Source organism: uncultured Thalassospira sp., assembly GCF_963976115.1.
Classification (GTDB): Bacteria; Pseudomonadota; Alphaproteobacteria; order Rhodospirillales; family Thalassospiraceae; genus Thalassospira.
Genome location: NZ_CAXBJJ010000001.1, coordinates 57270 through 77803 on the forward strand (window position 1 = coordinate 57270; position 20534 = coordinate 77803).

The following is a 20534-nucleotide window of genomic DNA, read 5'->3' on the forward strand; positions in this document are numbered from 1 at the left end:
CAGCCCCCTTTTACAGTTGATAGCGCGACATGCGGCGCTGCACGACAAACAGGTAAAACAACACCCCGGCAAGAATGATCATAAACATCAGCGATGCGACGGTCGCGCCAAGTGTGGGGCTGCCAAGCTGCAACTGATAGCCAAAGAAGGTGCGGTAAAACAACGTACCCATGATGTCGCTGGCGAAATTCGGCCCGGCGAGCGCACCTTTCACCGCATAAACAAGATCGAAGGCATTGAAATTACCGACAAATGTTAAAATTGAAACCATGGCGACCGTGGGCAAAATCAAGGGCATTTTAATATGCCAGAACACCTCGAAATGGGTTGCGCCATCGACAATGGCGGCATCCACCAGATCGTCGGGAATGGCCAGCAAGGCCGCGTAAATCAGCATCATCGGAATGCCGACCCATTGCCAGACGGAAATAAAGGCCAGCGTAATCAGCGCACTTCCTTCCTTGCCCAGCCATGGCCCAAACAGCGATTTCAGGCCGACAATATCAAGAATATCGGCACCCACACCCCAGACCGGACTCAGGATCAACTGCCAGATAAACCCGACAATCACGACCGACAGCATGGTCGGCATGAAAATAAGGGTGCGATAGGTATTGCGAAATTTAAGGCGCGGCAGGCTCAGCACGGCGGCAAGGGCAATGCCGATCGGGTTTTGCACCAGCATGTGAACGGCAAAAAATTTCATGTTGTTCCAGAAACTGTTCCAGAATGTTGCCGCCCAGTCGGGATCGCTTAAAATTGTGCGATAGTTATCGAAACCGACAAAAGCCAGATCGCCGCCAGATGGGGCACTGTAAAAACTTAACCGGATCGAATCGATCAACGGATAAATCATAAACAGCGTGTAAAGAAGTGTTGCGGGTGCCAGAAAGGCAAACACAGGCAGTTTTGCCTTGCGCCAATCGGTCATGGGCCCTGAATGCGCCATACCATGTCCTGTCTGTCTGAAAGTGTTTGATGGCGGGGCGATGGAACATAACCCGGTCCGCCCGCTTCTTGTCGGGCGTTAGAAACGACCGCCCACTTTATATTGTGCATGTGCCCCAAAGGGCGGACAGGCGCACAAAATGCGCCCGTCCGATGGAGGGACCGATCATTTCTGATGCGGTGCATACCATTTTGCCAAGCCGCCTTCGGCCTTTGTCGCTCCTTCTTCCGGGGTCAGCGTACCATTGATGACCTGGGCGGAAATGTTCCACAGGTCATTTTCAAGGTTCGGCGTTCCGCGCGAAAGGATCTGATAGGAGTTACGAATGGTCGACTTGCATTTCTGGCGCCAGCTGACAAATTCCTGCGCGACCGGATCTTCGATCTTGACCGGGGAATTTGACAGCGAGAAGAAGCCCGGCAAGGCATTGGAATAAAGCTGGGCGAAATCGGGGCCTGTCATCCATTCCAGAAACACCTTGGCGTCTTTGGCATTTTCAGAATGGGCATTCAGGCCCATGCCGATATCGGTATGGTCACTGATATAGCAGGTATCAGAACCTGCCGGTGCAGGCGGCGGAAAGGCACCGAATTTGAAATCGGCCTGTTTGTTAAACAGCGAAATGTCCCACGAACCGGCCGGATAAATGGCCGCACGGCCCAGTGAGAACAGATTCTGGGAATCAGAAGATGAAATACCTTCAAAACCATCGGGCAGGTAATTTTTCCAGCGGGCCAGTTCGGTGAAAGTATCGACATAGGGCTTGTCGGTGAATTTTTGGCTGCCATCAATCAGAGCTTTGCGGCCTTCTTCACCTTTCCAGTGGTTCGGACCGATATTCTGGAACCCCATGGTCGCGGCTTCCCACTGGTCCGCCGTGCCCATTGCCATCGGAATATAGGTGCCGTCTTCCTTGATCTTATCCAGAACCTGGAAGAATTCTTCGGTGGTTTTCGGCACTTCTACGCCAACTTCATCAAAGGCTTCCTTGTTGTAGATGAAGCCATGAATAACCGATGCCATCGGCACGCAAAAGGTGGTTGAACCATCGTCGGTCTGCCAGGCGGACTTGGCGACGTCAGAGAAATTGTCCATGCCTGGAAGATCGTTAAGCGATGCAAGGTTGCCCTGCCTGTAAAGTTCAAGCGATGCATCAAATGGACGGCATGTAATCAAATCACCAGCTGTGCCACCAGCTATCTTCGCATTCAATGCCGCATTGTATTCAGGTGGGGTGACCGAAGTAAATTTCACATGGATGTCTGGATGCTTTTCATTGAACGCAGGGATAATTTGATCATTCCAGATATCAACATCATCAGTCCGCCAGCTTTCAATCACCAGATCGCCGGCTTGCGCCATCAACGGAACCAGGGCGACACTTGCCGCCAAGGCACCCGCCAGCCCTTTTGCCAATAGTTTGTTCGACATTTATGCCTCCTCTGATCAATGTCGGTGGGCCGCCCGGTTCTTTGTGAACCGGGTTCAACCCTTATATTCAAGCGCTGCCCGAAGATTGCCGTTTACGGACGCCAGAATTTCTTTTGCTTTTTGCAAAGTTTGGCCGCGCGCCAGTAAAACGGCGCAGCGAATATCAAAATCGGAGTGTTCAAGGGCCGTCTGTGCAACGTCGCCGTCGCATCCGGCAATATGGCCGACAATGCGAACCGCCCGCCCCTGAAGTTTGATGTTTTCAGCCCGCATCCCAACCATCAGATTATCAAACAGGCGCCCCAGCCGGTTCATCACCAGCGTTGACAGCATATTTAATGCCGCTTTTTGCGCGGTTCCCGCCCCCATGCGGGTTGATCCGGCAACAACTTCGGGCGCGCTATCAAGAAAAATGCCATGATCTGCGGAGGTCAGCAAAGCCCCGTCCGCATTATTGCAAATTCCGATTGTTAACGCGCCAGCCGCCTTGGCTGTCCGCACGGCACTTAATGTGAAAGGGGTTGATCCGCTGGCCGCAACGGCAATAAGGGCGTCTTTCGGCCCAATATGATGCCGGTCAATTTCAACAATCGCCGCGTCACGGTCGTCTTCGGCGGAATTAAAAACGCCTGGCGCACTGTCGACACCCCCGGCAAGCAAGACAATGGTTTTGTCCTCGGGCCAGCCAAATGTGCCGCCCAGTTCCTTGGCATCCTGCCAGGCAACCGTGCCTGATGTCCCTGCCCCGGCATAAACAAGACGACCGCCATCAAGCAGTCGATTGGCGATATCAGCCGCCGCGCGGGACAAGGGTTCAATCACCGGGCCGACCGATGCAACAGCGCGCATCTGACCTTCCCACAATGCCGTCAGGAAATCAGCGTCAGACCATTGGTCCAACCCGGCAAAGCGCATATCGAATTCTTCGGTGCTTGATGCCATTTTCCTGATCTCCCTTCCATAATTAAATACCATTATGATACCAGACGTGCAAGGCGTTAAATTTCACCTTGATGATCTTCACGGGGTAAAACTAATTTTAATGATTTTTTACAACCCCATATATCGATTCTCTCATTTAAATTCAGCCCTTGAAACTCATCCCTGGCAACCAACATACTGATCCCCTATATCCATAAGTGGATCTATATTGGTATTGCCAATATTGATACCACTCTGCTATGGTGGCGCAAGTTAGGGATGGCAAACAATGAACAAACCAGACGCGGAAAGACTTTTCCTGGGGGTTGATGGCGGCGGAACACAATGCCGGGTTCGACTGTCCAACGATCACGGCGACATTCTGGGGGAAGCGGTGCGAGGCAGCGCAAATACACGCCTTGGCCTTGAAAAAATCTTTGCTGAAATAACCGATGCGGCCTACGAAACCCTTGATCAGGCATCTTTAACGCGGGATCAAATTGGCAATATCCATGCGGGGCTGGGCCTTGCAGGATTGTCATTAAGCCGTGAAAAGAACCTCGTACGTGCCCATCCCCACCCGTTTGCCAGTGCCGTTTTTGAAACCGATGCCTATTGTGCGTGCTTAGGTGCCCATAATGGCCGCGATGGCGCCATTTTGATTGTGGGCACAGGAACATGTGGGCAGGCCATTGTCGGGGAACGGCAATTGGCGATTGCGGGTTGGGGATTTGAAATATCGGATATTGGCAGTGGTGCGCGCATTGGCAAACACGCGCTGGAAAGAACCCTGCTTGCCCATGAAAAAATTGGTCTGGAATCGGACATGACCCGCCAGATAATGGTACATTTTCACAACAGCCCGGAAGAAATGGTTTCATTCGCCGAAACCGCCCGCCCGGCCGATTACGGGCAATTCAGCCGGACTGTTTTTGATGCCTTTGACAAAGGCGACATGGTTGCCTCGGATATTATTTTGCAGGCTCGCTCTGCCAATGAACAGATTTTACGGCAATTGCTGGCATTTGGCGCCCCGCACCTGACATTAATGGGCGGCATTGGCCAACGTATGGCGGCTTTAATGCCCGGCGATATTCAGGAAAAACTGGTTCCAGCATCCGGCGACGCGCTTGATGGTGCTATTTTGATGGCAAAACGCCACGATGAGGCCCACCCATGATTGCTTCCGATGATGTTTTAAAAAGCCTGCGGGCACGCGACTTTGAAAATACTGGCCATGGCCCGCTATATCGCCGCCTGCAAACTGCCCTTAAGGGCATTATAGATGATGGAATATTAAAGGTCGAAGACGCCCTGCCAAGTGAACGGGACCTGGCAACGGAACTGGGCATTTCGCGCGTTACCGTGCGCAACGCTGTTCGGGCTCTGGTCGATGACGGCGTTTTAGTCCAGCGTCATGGCGCGGGCACTTTTGTTGCGCCGCGTGTTGAACAGGCCCTGTCCCGGCTAACATCCTTTACCGAAGACATGACCACGCGGGGCATGAACCCCGGTGCTGTCTGGCTGGAAAAATCGGTCGGGTATGCAACCCCGGAAGAAGCCATGGCCTTAAACCTGTCGCCCGGCACCGAAGTCGCCCGGTTTCGCCGGTTGCGTACCGCCAATGATAAACCCATGGCGCTGGAATTTGCCGTGGTACCCAAGCAGTTTATTCCGACGCCCGAGGACGTGGACAAATCGCTTTACGATGCCTTGGCCAAAAACGGCAAAAAACCTGATCGTGCCTTGCAGCGGTTGCGCGCCGAATTGTTTGACAGCGACACAGCGCGCATTCTTGGCGTCCCCGAAGGAAGTGCCGCCCTTTATATTGAACGCCGGTCATTTCTGGCCAATGGCACGCCTGTTGAATTCACCCGATCGCATTATCGCGGCGACAGTTACGACTTTATCGCCGAAATGCAGGTCGATGCGCGCTAGGCGCCACAACCGTTATATGCAGATTGCAAACCGAGGAACCCGAACATGAGCACACGCTGGACACCGCAAACCCAGATGGGTCGCGAAACGGCACAGGCCCCGTCTGTTGTAAAAGCGCAACTGGCGGCTAATCATGGCGCGATTACCCAGTTGGCCGAAGAATTACGCGCAACCCCGCCCACCTTTGTCATGACCTGCGGACGTGGCAGTTCTGACCATGCAACGCTGTATGCCAAATACCTGATCGAAAGCCAGCTTGGCATTCCGGTGGTGTCGGCGGCCCCCTCAATCACGTCGATTTATGGCAAGACACTGGCGGTAAAGGGTGCGTTGTTCATTGCCGTTTCACAGTCGGGCAAAAGCCCGGATCTGGTTCAAAGTGCAGCAGCCGCAAAAAAAGCCGGGGCCCGTACGGTCGCCCTGGTCAATGTAACGGATTCTCCGTTGGCTGAAACAGTTGACCACGTTATTCCATTGCTCGCCGGGGCCGAAACCAGCGTTGCGGCAACAAAATCCTATATCGCGACCTTGTCGGCCATTGCCCAGATTGTGGCGTCATGGGCCAATGATGATGCGCTGATCAAGGGCTTGGCCGCCCTGCCCGACCAGTTGACCCGCGCATTAGACAAAGACTGGCTTGACGCGGCGGAACCAATTGCAAAATCGCAGGGGCTTTATGTTATTGGCCGCGGACCGACCTTTGCCATTGCCCAGGAAGCGGCCCTTAAATTCAAAGAAACCAGCAGCCTGCATGCCGAAGCTTTTAGTGCCGCCGAAGTCAAACATGGCCCGATGGCGCTGGTAACCCGCGATTTTCCGATGCTGGTATTTTCACAACAGGATGCCACCCGCGACAGTGTGGAAGGGTTTTTAGCCGAAATGCGCGCCAAAACCGACAACCTGTTTGCGGCCGAAACCGGGCATAGCGATACCAAAGGCCATTTGCCGGTTGTTGAAGATATCCATCCATTATTTGCCCCGATCGCCATGATCCAGACATTTTATACGCTGGCCGAACATGTCGCCTTGTTGCGCGGCTGCAACCCCGATGCCCCGCCCCATCTTTCAAAGGTAACGGAGACGCATTAATGCCGGTTCTTGCCATTACTCATACCCGCCTGTTTGATGGGGACCAGTTTTATGATGACAAAACGGTTCTAATTGACAATGGCAGAATTTCTGCTGTTGGCGACACCAGCATGATCCCGTCAGATGCGGTTATATATGACGCCAAAGGCAACATTCTTGCCCCTGGCTTTATCGATGTTCAGGTGAATGGCGGCGGGGGTGTCTTGCTCAATCATACCCCCACTGTTGATGGCATTCGCACGATTATGGCCGGTCATCGGCAATTTGGCACAACCGCCATGTTGCCAACCCTGATTACCGATACCCGTGAAAAAATGCTGGCCGCAATTGCGGCGGTTAAAGATGCAATTGCGCAAAATGTCCCCGGCATTGTCGGCATTCACCTTGAGGGGCCTTATCTGAATGCCGAACGCAAAGGCGTTCATGACCCCAACATTATCCGCCCGATGGAAGATGATGCCATTGAATTGCTAAGCAGCCTGCCCAATGGCCGCATTGTGGTAACGATGGCACCGGAAAAGGCCAAGGCAGGAACCATTGCCAAGCTGACCCAGAACAACGTTTTGGTCTGTGCTGGTCATACAGCGGGTACATATAATGATGTGCAAGCCGCGATTGGCGAAGGTTTGCGCGGCTTTACCCATCTTTTTAACGCCATGAGCCCGCTTAACCACCGCGAACCTGGGGTTGCCGGGGCCGCCATTGCCGATGACAATACTTGGTGTGGCCTGATCGCCGACGGGTTCCATGTGCATCCTTGCGCCATGCAAATTGCCGTGCGCGCCAAAAAAACCGGCAAAATCATGCTGGTGACAGATGCGATGCCGACAGTCGGCGCAAACAACAAAAGTTTTGTTCTGGGTGGTGAGGAAATTATTGCCACCCATGGCCGCTGTGCACTGGCCGATGGCACCCTGGCCGGGTCCGATCTTGATATGATGTCGGCGGTGAAAAACACCGTTGAAATGATTGGCGCTGATCTGGCCGAGGCCTTGCGTATGGCATCGCTTTATCCCGCCGAATTTTTAAAGCTGGGCAACAGAAAAGGCCGGATCAAACCCGGCTTTGATGCCGATCTGGTTCTGTTTGACAGCGCATCATATACGGTAAAAAACACCTGGATTTCAGGGCAATAACGACCGTTCTCTATATAAAACATTAAAAAGGAGACACCTCATGACGTCGAAACCCGTACGCGTTCTTGTCGTCGGACTGGGCAATATGGGGATGTCCCATGCCAAAGCTTATCATGCCCTTGAGGGGTATGAAATTATCGGGCTGTGCGCGCGATCCCCCATTGTGGATGGCACCCTGCCCGATGGCTTTAAGCATTATCCGCAATTTACCGATTACGAAACGGCATTGATGCACACAAAACCCGATGCCGTTTCAATTAATACCTACACCGAAACCCATGCCGATTATGCCGTAGCCGCGTTTGAGGCCGGGGCGCATGTTTTTATTGAAAAGCCCCTGGCCGCCACGGTTGAAGATGCAGAGCGGGTTGTTGCCAGTGCGCAAAAGAATAACCGCAAACTGGTGATCGGCTATATTCTGCGCCATCATCCGTCGTGGGAAAAATTTGTTGAATTGGCGCAAACACTGGGTAAGCCGCTGGTGATGCGCATGAATTTGAACCAGCAAAGCAGCGGTGCCTTTTGGGAAACCCATAAACGCCTGTTAAACAGTGTGTCGCCGATTGTCGATTGCGGGGTGCATTACCTGGACATGATGTGCCTGATGACCGGGGCCAAGCCGGTATCGGTTAACGCCATGGGGGTTCGCCTTTCGCCAGACGTTGCCGAAGATATGTATAATTACGGGCAATTGCAGGTAAGGTTCGATGACGGGTCAATTGGCTGGTACGAAGCGGGCTGGGGCCCCATGATCAGCGAGACAGCATTTTTCGTTAAAGACGTGATCGGGCCGAAGGGCTCTGTCTCAATCACAGATGTAGAAGAAAAAGGCGCAGGATCAGCCAATATTGATACGCATACCAAAACAAGTGCCTTAAAATTACATCATGCTGCCACAGATTGTGACGGAAAATTCACACAATCAGACGAGATCATCAGAACGGACGACGAGCCTGATCATGATGCTTTGTGCCTGCGTGAACAGCAGTTTTTCCTAAAGTCTATGACGGAAGATCTTGACCTTACGCAACATATGACGGATGCATTGGGCTCTTTACGGATCGCCCTTGCTGCGGATCAATCGGTTCGCACGGGGACTATTATAATGCTCTGACCCCCAGGAGGAGTACCCACATGCCTTCCGTTAAACCCGGTGTTGTTACCGGTGCAGCCTACCGCCACCTCGTTGCTGCCTGCAAGCAGGACGGATACGCTCTACCCGCGGTTAACATTACCTCGTCGAGCACATTAAACGCAGCCCTTGAAGCTGCTGCCAATGCCGGTTCGGATATCATCATTCAGCTATCGAACGGTGGTGCCCAGTTTTTTGCCGGCAAGGGCATCAAGGATGCCAATGCTGCCCGTATTATTGGCGCCGTTTCTGCCGCCCGCCATGCCCAGCTTATGGCTGAATATTATGGCGTCGCCGTTGTTCTTCATACCGATCATGCCAACCGGAAGTTTGTTCCATGGGTCGATGGTATGCTGAGCTGGGGCGAAAAAGCCTACAAGGAAACAGGCAAGCCTTTGTTTAGCTCGCATATGCTTGATTTGTCAGAAGAACCACTGGAAGACAATCTGGCGACCTGCGAGGAATTTCTCAAACGTCTTTCTGCTGTCGATATGAGCCTGGAAATCGAACTGGGTGTTACCGGCGGTGAAGAAGACGGTATTGGCAAGGAACTTGATACGTCGCAAGACAATATTGACCCGCGCCTCTATACCCGGCCTGAAGAAGTTGAAGAAGCCTATCGTCGCCTTAAACCACTGGGCCACTTTTCGGTCGCAGCGGCTTTTGGCAATGTGCATGGCGTCTACAAGCCCGGCAATGTCAAACTGCGCCCGGAAATCTTGCTGGAATCGCAGAAATACGTTGCCGAGAAACATGACCTTGAAGGTTTCCCGCTTGATTTCGTTTTCCACGGTGGTTCCGGTTCGGAAAAAGAAAAAATCGAGGAAGCCGTTGGTTATGGCGTTTTCAAAATGAACATCGATACCGACACCCAGTTTGCCTATGCAACGGCGGTTGGTAAATATGTTGAAGAAAATGAGCGCGCCTTTAAATATCAGGTCGATCCTGACAACGACACCCCCTACAAAAAGCAATATGACCCACGCGTCTGGGTCCGCGAGGCCGAACTTTCAATGGCCGCCCGCCTTGAAGAAGCCTTCAAGGATCTGGGAGCCACTGGCAAGTCCATCGCCAAAGGCTGAAGCTAAATAGCCGTTGCCAAACCCGTCAGAGAAATCTGGCGGGTTTTGTTTTTCCTGTGCAAAATTCGGGCGTGCTGACCGCATATCAGTCATGCTGACATATCCTGACAGGAACTGTCAGGGGCGCACTTGCGTATATAGACGGGCTCCTCTATACATTTCCCGAACAATTCAGGAACAAAAGGCCGGATATGCTGACAAAAATTTCGGTTCGCGGTGCGAAAGAACACAATCTTCAAAACATTGATGTGGACCTGCCGCGCGATTCACTTGTGGTCATTACCGGTCTTTCGGGATCGGGTAAAAGCTCGCTTGCATTTGATACGATCTATGCCGAAGGCCAGCGCCGCTATGTCGAAAGTCTGTCGGCCTATGCGCGCCAATTTCTGGAAATGATGCAAAAGCCCGATGTCGAATATATCGACGGGCTATCGCCAGCCATTTCCATCGAACAGAAAACCACCTCGCGCAATCCGCGCTCGACGGTGGGGACTGTGACCGAGATTTACGACTATATGCGTCTTTTGTGGGCGCGTGTCGGCATTCCCTATTCCCCCGCCACCGGCCTTCCCATTGTCAGCCAGACCGTTTCACAAATGGTGGACCGCGTTATGGAAATGGAAGAAGGCACACGGCTTTATCTGCTGGCCCCCATCGTGCGCGGCCGCAAGGGCGAATATAAAAAGGAATTGAAAGACCTGCGCGCGCGCGGCTTTCAACGCGTTAAAATCGATGGCGAAATGTATGACATTGATGATGCCCCCGACCTTAACAAAAAACTGAAACACGACATATCTGTCGTGGTGGATCGTCTTGTTGTAAAAGACGGCATTCAAACGCGCCTGGCAGACAGCTTTGAAACAGCACTTGAACTGACCGATGGCATTGTCTTTACCGAAGATGCACGAAGCGGTGACAGCACGCTGTTTTCCGCCAAATTCGCCTGCCCTGTTTCCGGTTTCACCATCGAAGAAATCGAACCGCGCCTGTTTTCGTTTAACAACCCGTTTGGTGCCTGCCCGGTCTGTGACGGCCTTGGCACCCAAATGGAATTTGACGCCGACCTGGTGGTGCCCGATACCAGCAAAACGCTGGATGATGGTGCTGTGGCTCCGTGGGCCAGCGGAACATCAAAATACTATTTGCAAACGCTGCGCGCCCTGGCCAAGCATTTTGCTTTTAAAACCAATGTTGCGTGGGAAAAGCTGCCCGAAACGGCGCAGAAAATTATTTTGCATGGTTCTGGCGATGAAGAAGTGACCGTTACCTATGATGACGGATCGCGCAGCTATAAGGTTACGCGCCCGTTTGAAGGGGTTATTCCCAACATGTCACGGCGCTGGCGCGAAACCGACAGCCAGTGGGCACGTGATGAACTTGCCAAATACCAGACGATTTCAAGCTGCGATGCCTGCCACGGCGACCGCCTGAAACCCGAAGCACTGGCCGTCAAGATTGATCATTGCACCATTTCCCAAATCACCGCCCTGTCGATTGGCAAGGCGGTAGACTGGTTTGCCGCCCTTGAACCCAAGCTGAACGAAAAACAGACCGAAATCGCCCGACGCATTTTGCGCGAAATTAACGATCGTTTGCGTTTTTTGAAAGATGTCGGCCTGAACTATCTGTCCATGTCGCGCACATCAGGCACGTTGTCGGGCGGGGAAAGCCAGCGTATTCGCCTTGCATCCCAAATCGGGTCGGGCCTGACCGGCGTTTTATATGTGCTTGATGAACCGTCCATCGGCCTGCACCAGCGCGACAATGACCGCTTGCTCGAAACGTTAAAACGCCTGCGAGACCTGGGCAATACCGTGCTGGTGGTCGAACATGACGAAGATGCCATCCGGGCGGCTGATTATGTGGTTGATATGGGCCCCGGGGCCGGCATTCACGGGGGCCGCGTTGTCGCCGAGGGGACACCGGAAGAAATTCAGCAAAACCCCAATAGCCTGACCGGTAAATACCTGACCGGCATCGAACAGATTGCCGTGCCTGACAAACGACGTGCTGGCAGTGGCAAAGCCATTACCATTACCGGCGCACGGGCCAATAACTTGCAAAATATCACGGTGGATTTCCCGCTGGGAAAATTCATCTGTGTGACCGGGGTATCGGGTGGCGGTAAATCCAGCCTGGTGATTGAAACGCTGTATAAGGCGCTGGCAAAGCGCATGCATAATGCGCGCAACCAGCCTGGCGCGCATGACAGCATTTCGGGCATCGAACATATCGACAAAATCATTGATATTGACCAAAGCCCGATTGGACGCACCCCGCGTTCCAACCCGGTAACCTATACCGGTGCCTTCACGCCCATTCGCGAATGGTTTGCCCAGTTGCCCGAGGCCAAAACACGCGGTTACAAGCCAGGGCGCTTTTCGTTTAACGTCAAAGGTGGCCGTTGTGAAGCCTGCCAGGGCGACGGCCTGATCAAAATTGAAATGCATTTTTTGCCCGACGTTTATGTCACCTGTGACCAATGCAAAGGCAAACGCTATAACCGCGAAACACTGGAAATATCTTTTAAAGGCAAATCAATAGCCGACATTCTTGATATGACCGTCGAGGAAGGGGCCGAGTTTTTCAAGGCCGTTCCCGGCATTCGTGACAAGATGGAAACCCTTAAACAGGTTGGTTTAAGTTACGTTCATTTGGGTCAACAAGCCACCACCCTGTCGGGCGGTGAAGCCCAGCGGGTGAAACTTGCCAAGGAACTGTCAAAACGGGCAACCGGGCGCACCATTTACATTCTGGACGAGCCGACAACCGGCCTTCATTTCCACGATATTCGCAAATTGCTAGAAGTGCTTCATACCCTGGCCGATCAGGGCAATACCGTGGTGGTGATTGAGCATAACCTTGATGTCATCAAAACTGCCGACTGGATCATTGATATTGGCCCCGAAGGGGGGGATGGCGGCGGCGAACTGGTGGGGGCCGGAACGCCGGAAGACATCATGAACAATGACCGCAGTTATACCGGCAAATACCTGAAACGACATTTGCGCATTGATTAACGGTTTGGCCGCATCACGTGGATTTGGCATTGTTCGATCCAATCGCCAAGGCACGGATGCGGCCTTCGACCGTTTGTAAAATCGCCTTGACCAGCCTTTCGCTAAAGCCTGCGACAAAGGCAATCAACAGCATAATCGCCACCTGTTGGCCGCTATTGGCTGCCAGGCCGGCGGTACCGATGTCATTAAGATCCTTGATCGCCTGCAACTGATTAAGGGAGTCGGGGACAAGATCGGCCCGGATAGCCAGCAACGCCAGAACGGCAAAAACAAACCCCAAAAATGGCCGAAACAGAAATTTAAAAAAGACGTCCAACGGCGATATGTCCGCCCAGTTATGGCTATCGCCCATATACAACATCACGCTGACAGTTGCGCCCAGGACACCAAAAACGCCGACAAAAAAGACCAGATCGTAACTAAACCCGAACAGTCGTCCGTCCCATGAGCTAACCAGCATATCAATGGCAAAAAACATCCCCAGAACAACAACAATAACACAAGGTGACAGGACCAGTGCCAAGCTTGCCGCGGACAACTTCGCCGCATCTCCCCCCGACACCAATATTGTCATAAATCGGTTCACGGGATTATTCGGGGTATTTGATGTGGCTGCTGATACGGCTGGCCCCGCCATTGTCGCACCGGGATTTGGCGTATCGACCGATGTCGTTGGGCTTGGCATGAAGGGTTTCATTTAGGCGGGCTCCTGCGTTGTTGATCAGGCTGTTTGCAACAACAAACGCCATCGAACTGACGCGGATCGCCCTAAAATGTGACACCGGCCATTGCAGAAACGATATTTTGGCAAATGATGGATGGAAAATGCTGCAATTGTCTTGAAATCTGGCCCGTTGCACCGCTATGTGTGGGGCAATCCTGGCATTATGCCATCACCTGCTCTGACGGAGGTTCAGCTTGAATACGGTTACACCCGTTCATATCATTGGTGCCGGACTGGCTGGTAGCGAGGCAGCATGGCAATTGGCCGAAGCTGGCATCCCCGTAATCATTCACGAAATGCGGCCCACCCGCCCGACCGATGCGCATCACACCGACAAATGTGCCGAACTGGTTTGTTCGAACTCGTTTCGGTCTGACGACAAGGAATATAATGCCGTCGGCCTGATCCATGATGAAATGCGCCGGGCCAATTCACTGATCTTGCGCTGTGCGGATGAACATAAAGTTCCTGCCGGGGCCGCATTGGCCGTGGACCGCGAAGGTTTTTCACAAGCGGTTACCGATGCGCTCAGCAATCACCCCCTGATCACGCTGGAGCGCGGCGAAATTGATGGTTTGCCGCCAGTCGAATGGGGCAACACCATTATTGCCACCGGCCCGCTCACATCAGGCCCGCTTGCCGAAGCCATCCGTGATGCCACAGGCGAAAAGTCGCTGGCCTTTTTTGATGCCATCGCCCCGATCCTGTACAAGGAAAGCATTAATTTCGACAAGGCCTGGTTCCAGTCGCGCTACGACAAGGGCGATGGCAAGGACTATATCAATTGCCCGATGAACAAGGACGAATATAACGCGTTCATCGATGCCTTGCTGGCGGGCGAGAAAACCGAATTCAAAGACTGGGAAAAAGACACCCCGTATTTTGACGGCTGCCTGCCCATTGAGGTAATGGCTGAACGGGGCCGTGAAACTTTGCGCCACGGCCCAATGAAACCGGTTGGTCTGACCAACCCGCATGATCCGCTGGTGAAGTCCTATGCCATTGTCCAGCTACGCCAGGATAATGCCCTGGGTACGCTTTACAACATGGTCGGATTTCAGACCAAACTGAAATACGGTGCCCAGGTTGACGTGTTTAAAACCATCCCCGGTTTGGAAAATGCCGACTTTGCCCGTCTGGGCGGCATTCATCGCAACACCTTTATCAATTCGCCCCGTTTGCTCGACCCGACATTGCGCCTGAAATCGCGGCGCGACATTCGCTTTGCCGGGCAGATAACCGGATGTGAAGGATATGTGGAAAGTGCGGCCGTCGGCCTTATGACCGGGCGCTTTACCGCGGCCGAAAAACAGGGCCGTGAATTGCCCCTGCCCCCGGCCATTACTGCGATGGGCGCATTGCTGGGCCACATTACCGGCGGTGCCGATGAAAGCACCTTCCAGCCAATGAATGTCAATTTCGGGCTGTTTCCCGAACTGGAACTGACCAAACGGGTTAAAGGTCGGGATCGCAAAAAACTTTATACCGACCGCGCCATTCCAGCTTTTGACGACTGGCTGGCAAGTATCGGGTCGTAACGACAGTAAAAATTGTTATGTGCCAAACAAAAACGCCCGGTCGATCATGATCGGGCGTTTTTGTGTCGATCATTTATGTCGGTCAATACGGGTCCTGACCAACCCGGGTTAACTCACCGGTGATTTCACGAATGCTTTTGCCATTACGAAACCGTTTGAAAACAAGGTCCAGATTGCCATCGTCATCCAGGGTCCGCTCGTAAACCTGCATTTCGTAGCCGCCATCATCAAGAATATACATCGCATGTACGGTTAGGGTTTTGCCCACAATGCGCGCCCAGACAAAGGGCTGGCCTTTTAACGGGTCATTGGGAACGCGTTTGCCAAACAGACCGGTGCGCATGGCACTGCCATAAATATCTGCACGGTCTGTTTCAAAAAAATCGATGCTGATCGCAGCAGTTTTTTCGCGACCATCTGATTTATGTATGACGGTTGACCAGTCGACCGAAAATCCACCACCGATTTTTTTAATTTCAACATCAAGGTCACGTGCTTTTAGCTCGTTCCGGGATTCAGAAATTGCCGTTCCATGATATGTGCCGAGAAAAGGATCAATCGACATTGCGGCCGCAGGGTGCCAACCGGGCCAAAACGCCACCAGAACAGTCAATGGAACGATGACCAAGAACGCGAGCTTCCTGATGATTTTCATTTTGTAACCCCACGGGCTTAAAACACCGGTTTAACCCCTGAATTTGGTCAGGAACCAGTTCACATGTAAAGATTTATAACCTTTTCGCCCGTTGTAAAGACACTGCTTTACCAATAACCGGAAAATGCCCGAACTGTAAGACGAAAACTGGCCGGTCGGGCCAGACCAAATTCCGCAGAAAACGGATCGTAATCTGCTTTTTTCAGCTTTTTCAAATAGTTTTCCGCCAACACCACCGGCAATGCAGCCGAAAGTGCCGATTTGGGTAATGACGCGCGCATTTTGCGCGCATCGCGAATTTTCTCACCCGCATATGCAGCCAGATATTTTGTCATCTGCCGAACCGGATCGCTACACCGAAACTCGAAAATATCGCCTGTCCTGACACCAAATTGTTCCATCAGCTCGGCTGGAACATATTGCCGTTTTGCCCGACCATGAAAAACCATCGCCCGTAAAATACCAACGGTGCCATAGGCGTTACCGGCGCGACGGGCGACCTCCAGGGCATCATCCCCATTTTCGTTATCAGCCCCCCCTAACACGCGCGCCGCAGTCAGGCTGAGACGTCCTGAGGTTTGATCAATGTAATCATCCAGAGCGTTCAGGCTGGCGGGAGCCGTGTCAAACAAATCAAACTCGCGCGCGTCAATCATACCTTCAAGCGTGCTGCGACTGACTGTACCGTTCTGGATCAAGCGTGCAAGGGGTTCAACAACTTCGTGCTTGCGCACTTCCCCTTTTTCAATGCCGTCAAGGGCATCGCGCCACCATTGCAGGCGGATCTGGCCCAGCATGGCCTCGCTGACCATTTCGCGGGTTTTCGATATTTCCTGATTAAAAGCATACAAAGTAAACAGATCTTCGCGCCGGTCAGGGGCGGCAAAAAGCGCACACAAAAACCGGTCCCGGTCATTACGCCGGACATATTGCGCACAATAGGAAAGGCTTGGTGTATCTTTCATCAATCTGCTTTTACCCGGCGGTCGCAGCGTGTCAAAACAGGACATTACCCCATCTTTTCGAACGCTTGCTGTGATTGTTGTGTCATGTGATCGTCATTGTCTGTGGCTGCGTTATTTCACGTATTCGACATTTTCAAAACACCCTTAAACGGCGATCAGGGCGGCCGCCACGCGGCGTTCTTCGGACTGCAATACATTGAACGTGCGGCAAGCGGCACCGGTGTCCATCGGTTCGATCACAATACCATGCGGGCGCAATGCATTTCGCCACGCGGTTTTAACGGGCTGCATATGTGCGCCCATTCCCAACAGCAAGATATCGATCTTTTCGGATCGGGCGATCACCTCGGCGAAGGCGTCGATATCTATGCTTTCAAGGTCCGTATGCGGCCACGGCAGGATTTCCGTTGCAAACAGCAAAATGGAGCCTTCCGCCTTTTCCGTTCCAAAACGAAACAAACCATCACCATAGCTGGTAACGATTTTCCGACCCGATGTGATCATCGGCGTGATGTCCAGTGACATGATTGACCTCGTTGGTGGTGACGTTATCCGATGCCCAAACGCATTATAACGGGGCAAGCTGACATAAAAAAGGCCGGGTCGTTTTCGCACGATCCCGGCCTTCTTGTAAATGTCTGACGCTAAGAACTGGTCTTACAGCGCGCCAGCTTCTTCGGTTGATGCTTCTTCGCCTTCGGGGATTTTACGACGCAAATTAAACACCACCAGCAACGGTGATGCCACGCAAATCGAAGAATAAGTCCCGATCACGATCCCGAAAATAAGGGCAAAGGTAAAACCGCGAATGGCTTCGCCACCAAATGCGAACAACGCAATCAGGGCTAACAACGTGGTGAATGATGTCATCACGGTTCGCGACAGGGTGGTATTGATCGACAGATCCAGAAGTTCGACAAGATCCATTTTACGGAACTTGCGCATGAACTCGCGGATACGGTCAAACACAACCACGGTATCGTTGATGGAATAGCCCGCCACCGTCAGAATTGCTGCCAGTGTCGCCAGATCGAACTGAACGCCACTGATAACAAACAGACCTACAGTGATGATCACGTCATGCAGCAGTGCAATGACAGATGCCACGGCAAACTGCCATTCAAACCGCAACCAGATGTAAAACATGATCAGCGCAAGCGAGATCACAACCGAATAAATCCCGGCTTCCTTAAGCTCGTCACCGACTTTGGGGCCAACAAGTTCTGAACGTCGAATGCTTACGCCATCGCCAAGGGCCTTGGTAACAGTTTCAAGAGCCGCCATCTGGGCTTTTTCGTCGCCGTCCTGACGCTGCAACTGGATCAGAACGTCATCGGGTTCACCAAACTGCTGGATCGAAACGTCACCCAGGCCAAGGCTACCCAAATTGTCGCGCAGGCCCGAAATATCGGCAGGCCCGTCGGTTTTGATTTCAAGCAGAATCCCGCCGCGAAAGTCGATCCCGAAATTCAGCCCTTTGGTAAAGAACAGAACCCCGGAAATAACGACCAGCGATATGGAAAAGATGTAGAAAAACTTCCGGAGCTTGAGGAACGGGATGTTCACTTCATCCGGAACAAGATGCAACGGTTTCATGTGCGATTTGCTCCCTTCCTCACAATACCAGCTCTGTCGGACGACGATGCTTGACCCAGAATGCCACGATCAGACGTGTCACCCAGATGGCCGCGAACATCGACGTAAGAATCCCGATTGCCAGCGTCACAGCAAACCCCTTGATCGGACCAGATCCAAAACTGAACAGGACCAGGGCCGCGATAAGGGTTGTGATGTTGGCATCAAGGATTGTCGACATAGCACTACGATAACCGGCATCAATCGAATTGATAATCGATCGGCCGACTTTTCGTTCTTCTCGAATACGTTCAAAAATAAGAACGTTGGCGTCAACCGCCATCCCGACAGTCAGAACGATACCGGCAATGCCCGGCAAGGTCAGTGTTGCCTGAAGGATCGACATGATCGCCAAAATCAGGATCAGGTTCACAATCAGCGCCAGATTGGCAAAAAGACCAAACAGGCCATAACTGATTGCCATAAACGCGACGACAAAAACCATACCAAGAATGGCGGCAATTTCGCCTGAATCGATTGAATCCTGGCCAAGGCCCGGCCCGACAGAACGTTCTTCAAGAATTTTCATCGGTGCTGGCAACGCGCCTGCGCGCAACAACAACGACAAGTCATTGGCTTCTTGTACGCCGAACTGACCGGTAATGATACCACTACCGCCCATGATCGGTTCATTGATACGGGGTGCTGAAATCACCTTGCCATCCAGCACAATCGCCAGACGACGACCGGTATTTTTGCTGGTGACATCCCCAAACCGGGCACCGCCAGCCGCATCAAAGCGGAACGAAACCACCGGGCGACCATCATTAAAGGTCGGCTGGCTGTCAATCAGGTTATCACCGGAAACAACGACACGGCGATCAACCAGATATTCTTGCGGTTCGCCAGGGGATGCATTATCCGCACCGGGCATAATGACAGCTCCGGGTGGAATGCCGGTTGCCTTTGCCTCTTGCGGTGTTTTGGTTTCATTGATCAGGTGAAAGTTCATCTTGGCTGTCCGACCCAGAATGTCGCGCAAACGCGACGGATCGTCCAGGCCTGGAACCTGCACAACGATACGGTCTTCCCCCTGACGCTGAATCGACGGTTCGGTCGTACCCAGTTCGTCAACACGGCGACGGACAACTTCCAGCGACTGGCTGATGGCGCGGTCGATCATTTCACGACGCGTCTTTTCGTTGTAGGTCACCATGATATGGTTGCCTTCACCACCGACAATCGTCAGCGGGTCCAGCTTTGCCAGCATGGATCGGGCCTTTTCGACATCATCATCGCTCACGATGGAAACCGAAGCACCATCTGCAGAACCCCGTAACCCGCGATAACGGATACGGTTTTCACGCAGGGCATCGCGCATGTTTTCGGTAAGTGAGTCATAACGTTCCCGAATAACGGAATCGACGCCCACTTCCAAAAGCATATGCGAACCGCCGCGCAGATCAAGACCAAGGCTGATCTGCTTGCCGGGCATCCAGCTCGCTTCTGTCGGGAAAGTACCCTTGGGAAAGAAGTTTGGCGCGGCATATATCACGCCCAAAGCACACACCAGAAGTACCAGTGTTGCTTTCCATTTGGTAAAATAAAGCATGTGTCCTTTAACCAGAGATGTCTGGGGAACATTGCGACATCGGGCTCAGGGCGCAATCAGGATAAAAGAAAGGACTTGCCCGGCCGACCACCAGCATTAACAGTAATAAGCAGAAAGGCGGAACCTTGGGTTCCGCCTTTGCACCTTGACAGAAATCAGTCTTTTTTGACTTCTTCAATCTTCTTGTCGTCTTTCTTTTCGTCGTCATCCGAACCACCCTTGGCAGGTTCAGTTTTCGACAAAACGTTCGAGATCATGCCGCGTGCGACTTTAACCTTCACACCTTCAGCAATCTCTACTGAAACTTCATCGTCCGAGACAACCTTAACAACGGTCCCGATGATCCCGCCAGCAGTCACGACTTTATCACCGCGACGAACCGCGGCCAGCATTGCTTTGTGTTCTTTTGCTTTCTTCTGCTGCGGACGAATGAGCAGAAAATAGAAAACCACAAAAATCAGGATAAGCGGCAGAAAGCTGGTGAGCATATCTGTGCCGCCAGCAACGCCACCAGCACCCTGAGCAAAAGCCGGTGAAATCAACATTAGGAACTCCTAACCTAAAACGGAAAAACTAATCAACTGCCGGAATATAACGGTGTCGGTCGCCGTTGCAAGAAAGATCGCGTAATTTTGCCCCAAACATCCCCCTCAATGCCTTATAATCTCCACATCACCGCCCATTAGCAGTTGAACAGTGCGGGTTTAATCGAGTTTGTGATCGGATTCACAGTATTAGGACGCACGGCAACAGACTATTCTCCTTTG

Annotated in this window: 18 protein-coding genes; 8 read left to right on the plus strand and 10 right to left on the minus strand. The window is 52.5% G+C overall.

The window, feature by feature from the left end:
- Window positions 1-10: 10 nt before the first annotated feature.
- The 3 genes from AAC086_RS00255 to AAC086_RS00265 all read right to left on the minus strand — a co-directional run bounded on the left by AAC086_RS00255 (window position 11) and on the right by AAC086_RS00265 (window position 3322).
- Window positions 11-949, minus strand: coding sequence for a sugar ABC transporter permease (locus AAC086_RS00255; RefSeq protein WP_339774010.1), 939 nt, complete (start codon window positions 947-949; stop codon window positions 11-13).
- A 165-nt stretch (window positions 950-1114) separates the two neighbouring features.
- Window positions 1115-2380: an ABC transporter substrate-binding protein gene (locus AAC086_RS00260; RefSeq protein ID WP_339774012.1), complete on the minus strand. Its 1266-nt coding sequence runs from the start codon at window positions 2378-2380 to the stop codon at window positions 1115-1117.
- A gap of 54 nt (window positions 2381-2434) precedes the next feature.
- Window positions 2435-3322 (minus strand): N-acetylmuramic acid 6-phosphate etherase, encoded by an 888-nt coding sequence (locus AAC086_RS00265; protein WP_339774014.1) that lies wholly within the window; start codon window positions 3320-3322, stop codon window positions 2435-2437.
- A 268-nt stretch (window positions 3323-3590) separates the two neighbouring features.
- Here AAC086_RS00265 and AAC086_RS00270 point away from each other — a divergent pair, with 268 nt between their 5' ends.
- The 7 genes from AAC086_RS00270 to uvrA all read left to right on the plus strand — a co-directional run bounded on the left by AAC086_RS00270 (window position 3591) and on the right by uvrA (window position 12698).
- Complete coding sequence (locus AAC086_RS00270) at window positions 3591-4481, plus strand: BadF/BadG/BcrA/BcrD ATPase family protein (protein WP_339774016.1); 891 nt, start codon at window positions 3591-3593, stop codon at window positions 4479-4481.
- Complete coding sequence (locus AAC086_RS00275) at window positions 4478-5239, plus strand: GntR family transcriptional regulator (protein WP_339774018.1); 762 nt, start codon at window positions 4478-4480, stop codon at window positions 5237-5239. The genes AAC086_RS00270 and AAC086_RS00275 overlap by 4 nt, the downstream gene beginning before the upstream one ends.
- Before the next feature lie 45 nt (window positions 5240-5284).
- On the plus strand, window positions 5285-6328 hold the full coding sequence (locus AAC086_RS00280) for an SIS domain-containing protein (RefSeq protein ID WP_339774020.1): 1044 nt from the start codon (window positions 5285-5287) through the stop codon (window positions 6326-6328).
- Window positions 6328-7464, plus strand: coding sequence for an N-acetylglucosamine-6-phosphate deacetylase (gene nagA / locus AAC086_RS00285; RefSeq protein ID WP_339774022.1), 1137 nt, complete (start codon window positions 6328-6330; stop codon window positions 7462-7464). Before AAC086_RS00280 ends, nagA begins: the two co-directional genes overlap by 1 nt.
- A gap of 40 nt (window positions 7465-7504) precedes the next feature.
- Window positions 7505-8578 carry a Gfo/Idh/MocA family oxidoreductase gene (locus AAC086_RS00290; protein ID WP_339774024.1) on the plus strand — a complete coding sequence of 358 codons (1074 nt, stop codon included), beginning with the start codon at window positions 7505-7507 and terminating at the stop codon, window positions 8576-8578.
- 20 nt (window positions 8579-8598) lie between these two features.
- A complete protein-coding gene (gene fbaA, locus AAC086_RS00295) occupies window positions 8599-9678 on the plus strand; it encodes a class II fructose-bisphosphate aldolase (RefSeq protein ID WP_339774026.1) in 1080 nt (359 codons plus the stop codon).
- 191 nt (window positions 9679-9869) lie between these two features.
- Window positions 9870-12698, plus strand: a complete 2829-nt coding sequence (uvrA, locus tag AAC086_RS00300) for an excinuclease ABC subunit UvrA (protein WP_339774027.1) — start codon at window positions 9870-9872, stop codon at window positions 12696-12698.
- Between the two features lie 13 nt (window positions 12699-12711).
- Here the strand turns inward: uvrA and AAC086_RS00305 are convergent, their stop codons facing one another.
- Window positions 12712-13236, minus strand: a complete 525-nt coding sequence (locus AAC086_RS00305) for a hypothetical protein (RefSeq protein WP_339774029.1) — start codon at window positions 13234-13236, stop codon at window positions 12712-12714.
- A 380-nt stretch (window positions 13237-13616) separates the two neighbouring features.
- Here AAC086_RS00305 and trmFO point away from each other — a divergent pair, with 380 nt between their 5' ends.
- On the plus strand, window positions 13617-14960 hold the full coding sequence (trmFO, locus tag AAC086_RS00310) for a methylenetetrahydrofolate--tRNA-(uracil(54)-C(5))-methyltransferase (FADH(2)-oxidizing) TrmFO (protein WP_339774031.1): 1344 nt from the start codon (window positions 13617-13619) through the stop codon (window positions 14958-14960).
- An 82-nt stretch (window positions 14961-15042) separates the two neighbouring features.
- Here the strand turns inward: trmFO and AAC086_RS00315 are convergent, their stop codons facing one another.
- The 6 genes from AAC086_RS00315 to yajC all read right to left on the minus strand — a co-directional run bounded on the left by AAC086_RS00315 (window position 15043) and on the right by yajC (window position 20312).
- Window positions 15043-15588, minus strand: coding sequence for a hypothetical protein (locus tag AAC086_RS00315; protein ID WP_339774033.1), 546 nt, complete (start codon window positions 15586-15588; stop codon window positions 15043-15045).
- A 134-nt stretch (window positions 15589-15722) separates the two neighbouring features.
- The gene (locus tag AAC086_RS00320; RefSeq protein WP_339774034.1) at window positions 15723-16580 is read right to left on the minus strand and encodes a phytoene/squalene synthase family protein; all 858 of its coding nucleotides are present in this window, start codon (window positions 16578-16580) and stop codon (window positions 15723-15725) included.
- A gap of 144 nt (window positions 16581-16724) precedes the next feature.
- On the minus strand, window positions 16725-17105 hold the full coding sequence (locus AAC086_RS00325; RefSeq protein ID WP_339774036.1) for an Mth938-like domain-containing protein: 381 nt from the start codon (window positions 17103-17105) through the stop codon (window positions 16725-16727).
- Window positions 17106-17237: 132 nt separating this feature from the next.
- Complete coding sequence (secF, locus tag AAC086_RS00330; RefSeq protein WP_339774038.1) at window positions 17238-18176, minus strand: protein translocase subunit SecF; 939 nt, start codon at window positions 18174-18176, stop codon at window positions 17238-17240.
- 19 nt (window positions 18177-18195) lie between these two features.
- Window positions 18196-19767: a protein translocase subunit SecD gene (secD, locus tag AAC086_RS00335; protein WP_339774039.1), complete on the minus strand. Its 1572-nt coding sequence runs from the start codon at window positions 19765-19767 to the stop codon at window positions 18196-18198.
- A 155-nt stretch (window positions 19768-19922) separates the two neighbouring features.
- On the minus strand, window positions 19923-20312 hold the full coding sequence (gene yajC / locus AAC086_RS00340) for a preprotein translocase subunit YajC (protein WP_339774041.1): 390 nt from the start codon (window positions 20310-20312) through the stop codon (window positions 19923-19925).
- Window positions 20313-20534 lie beyond the last annotated feature (222 nt).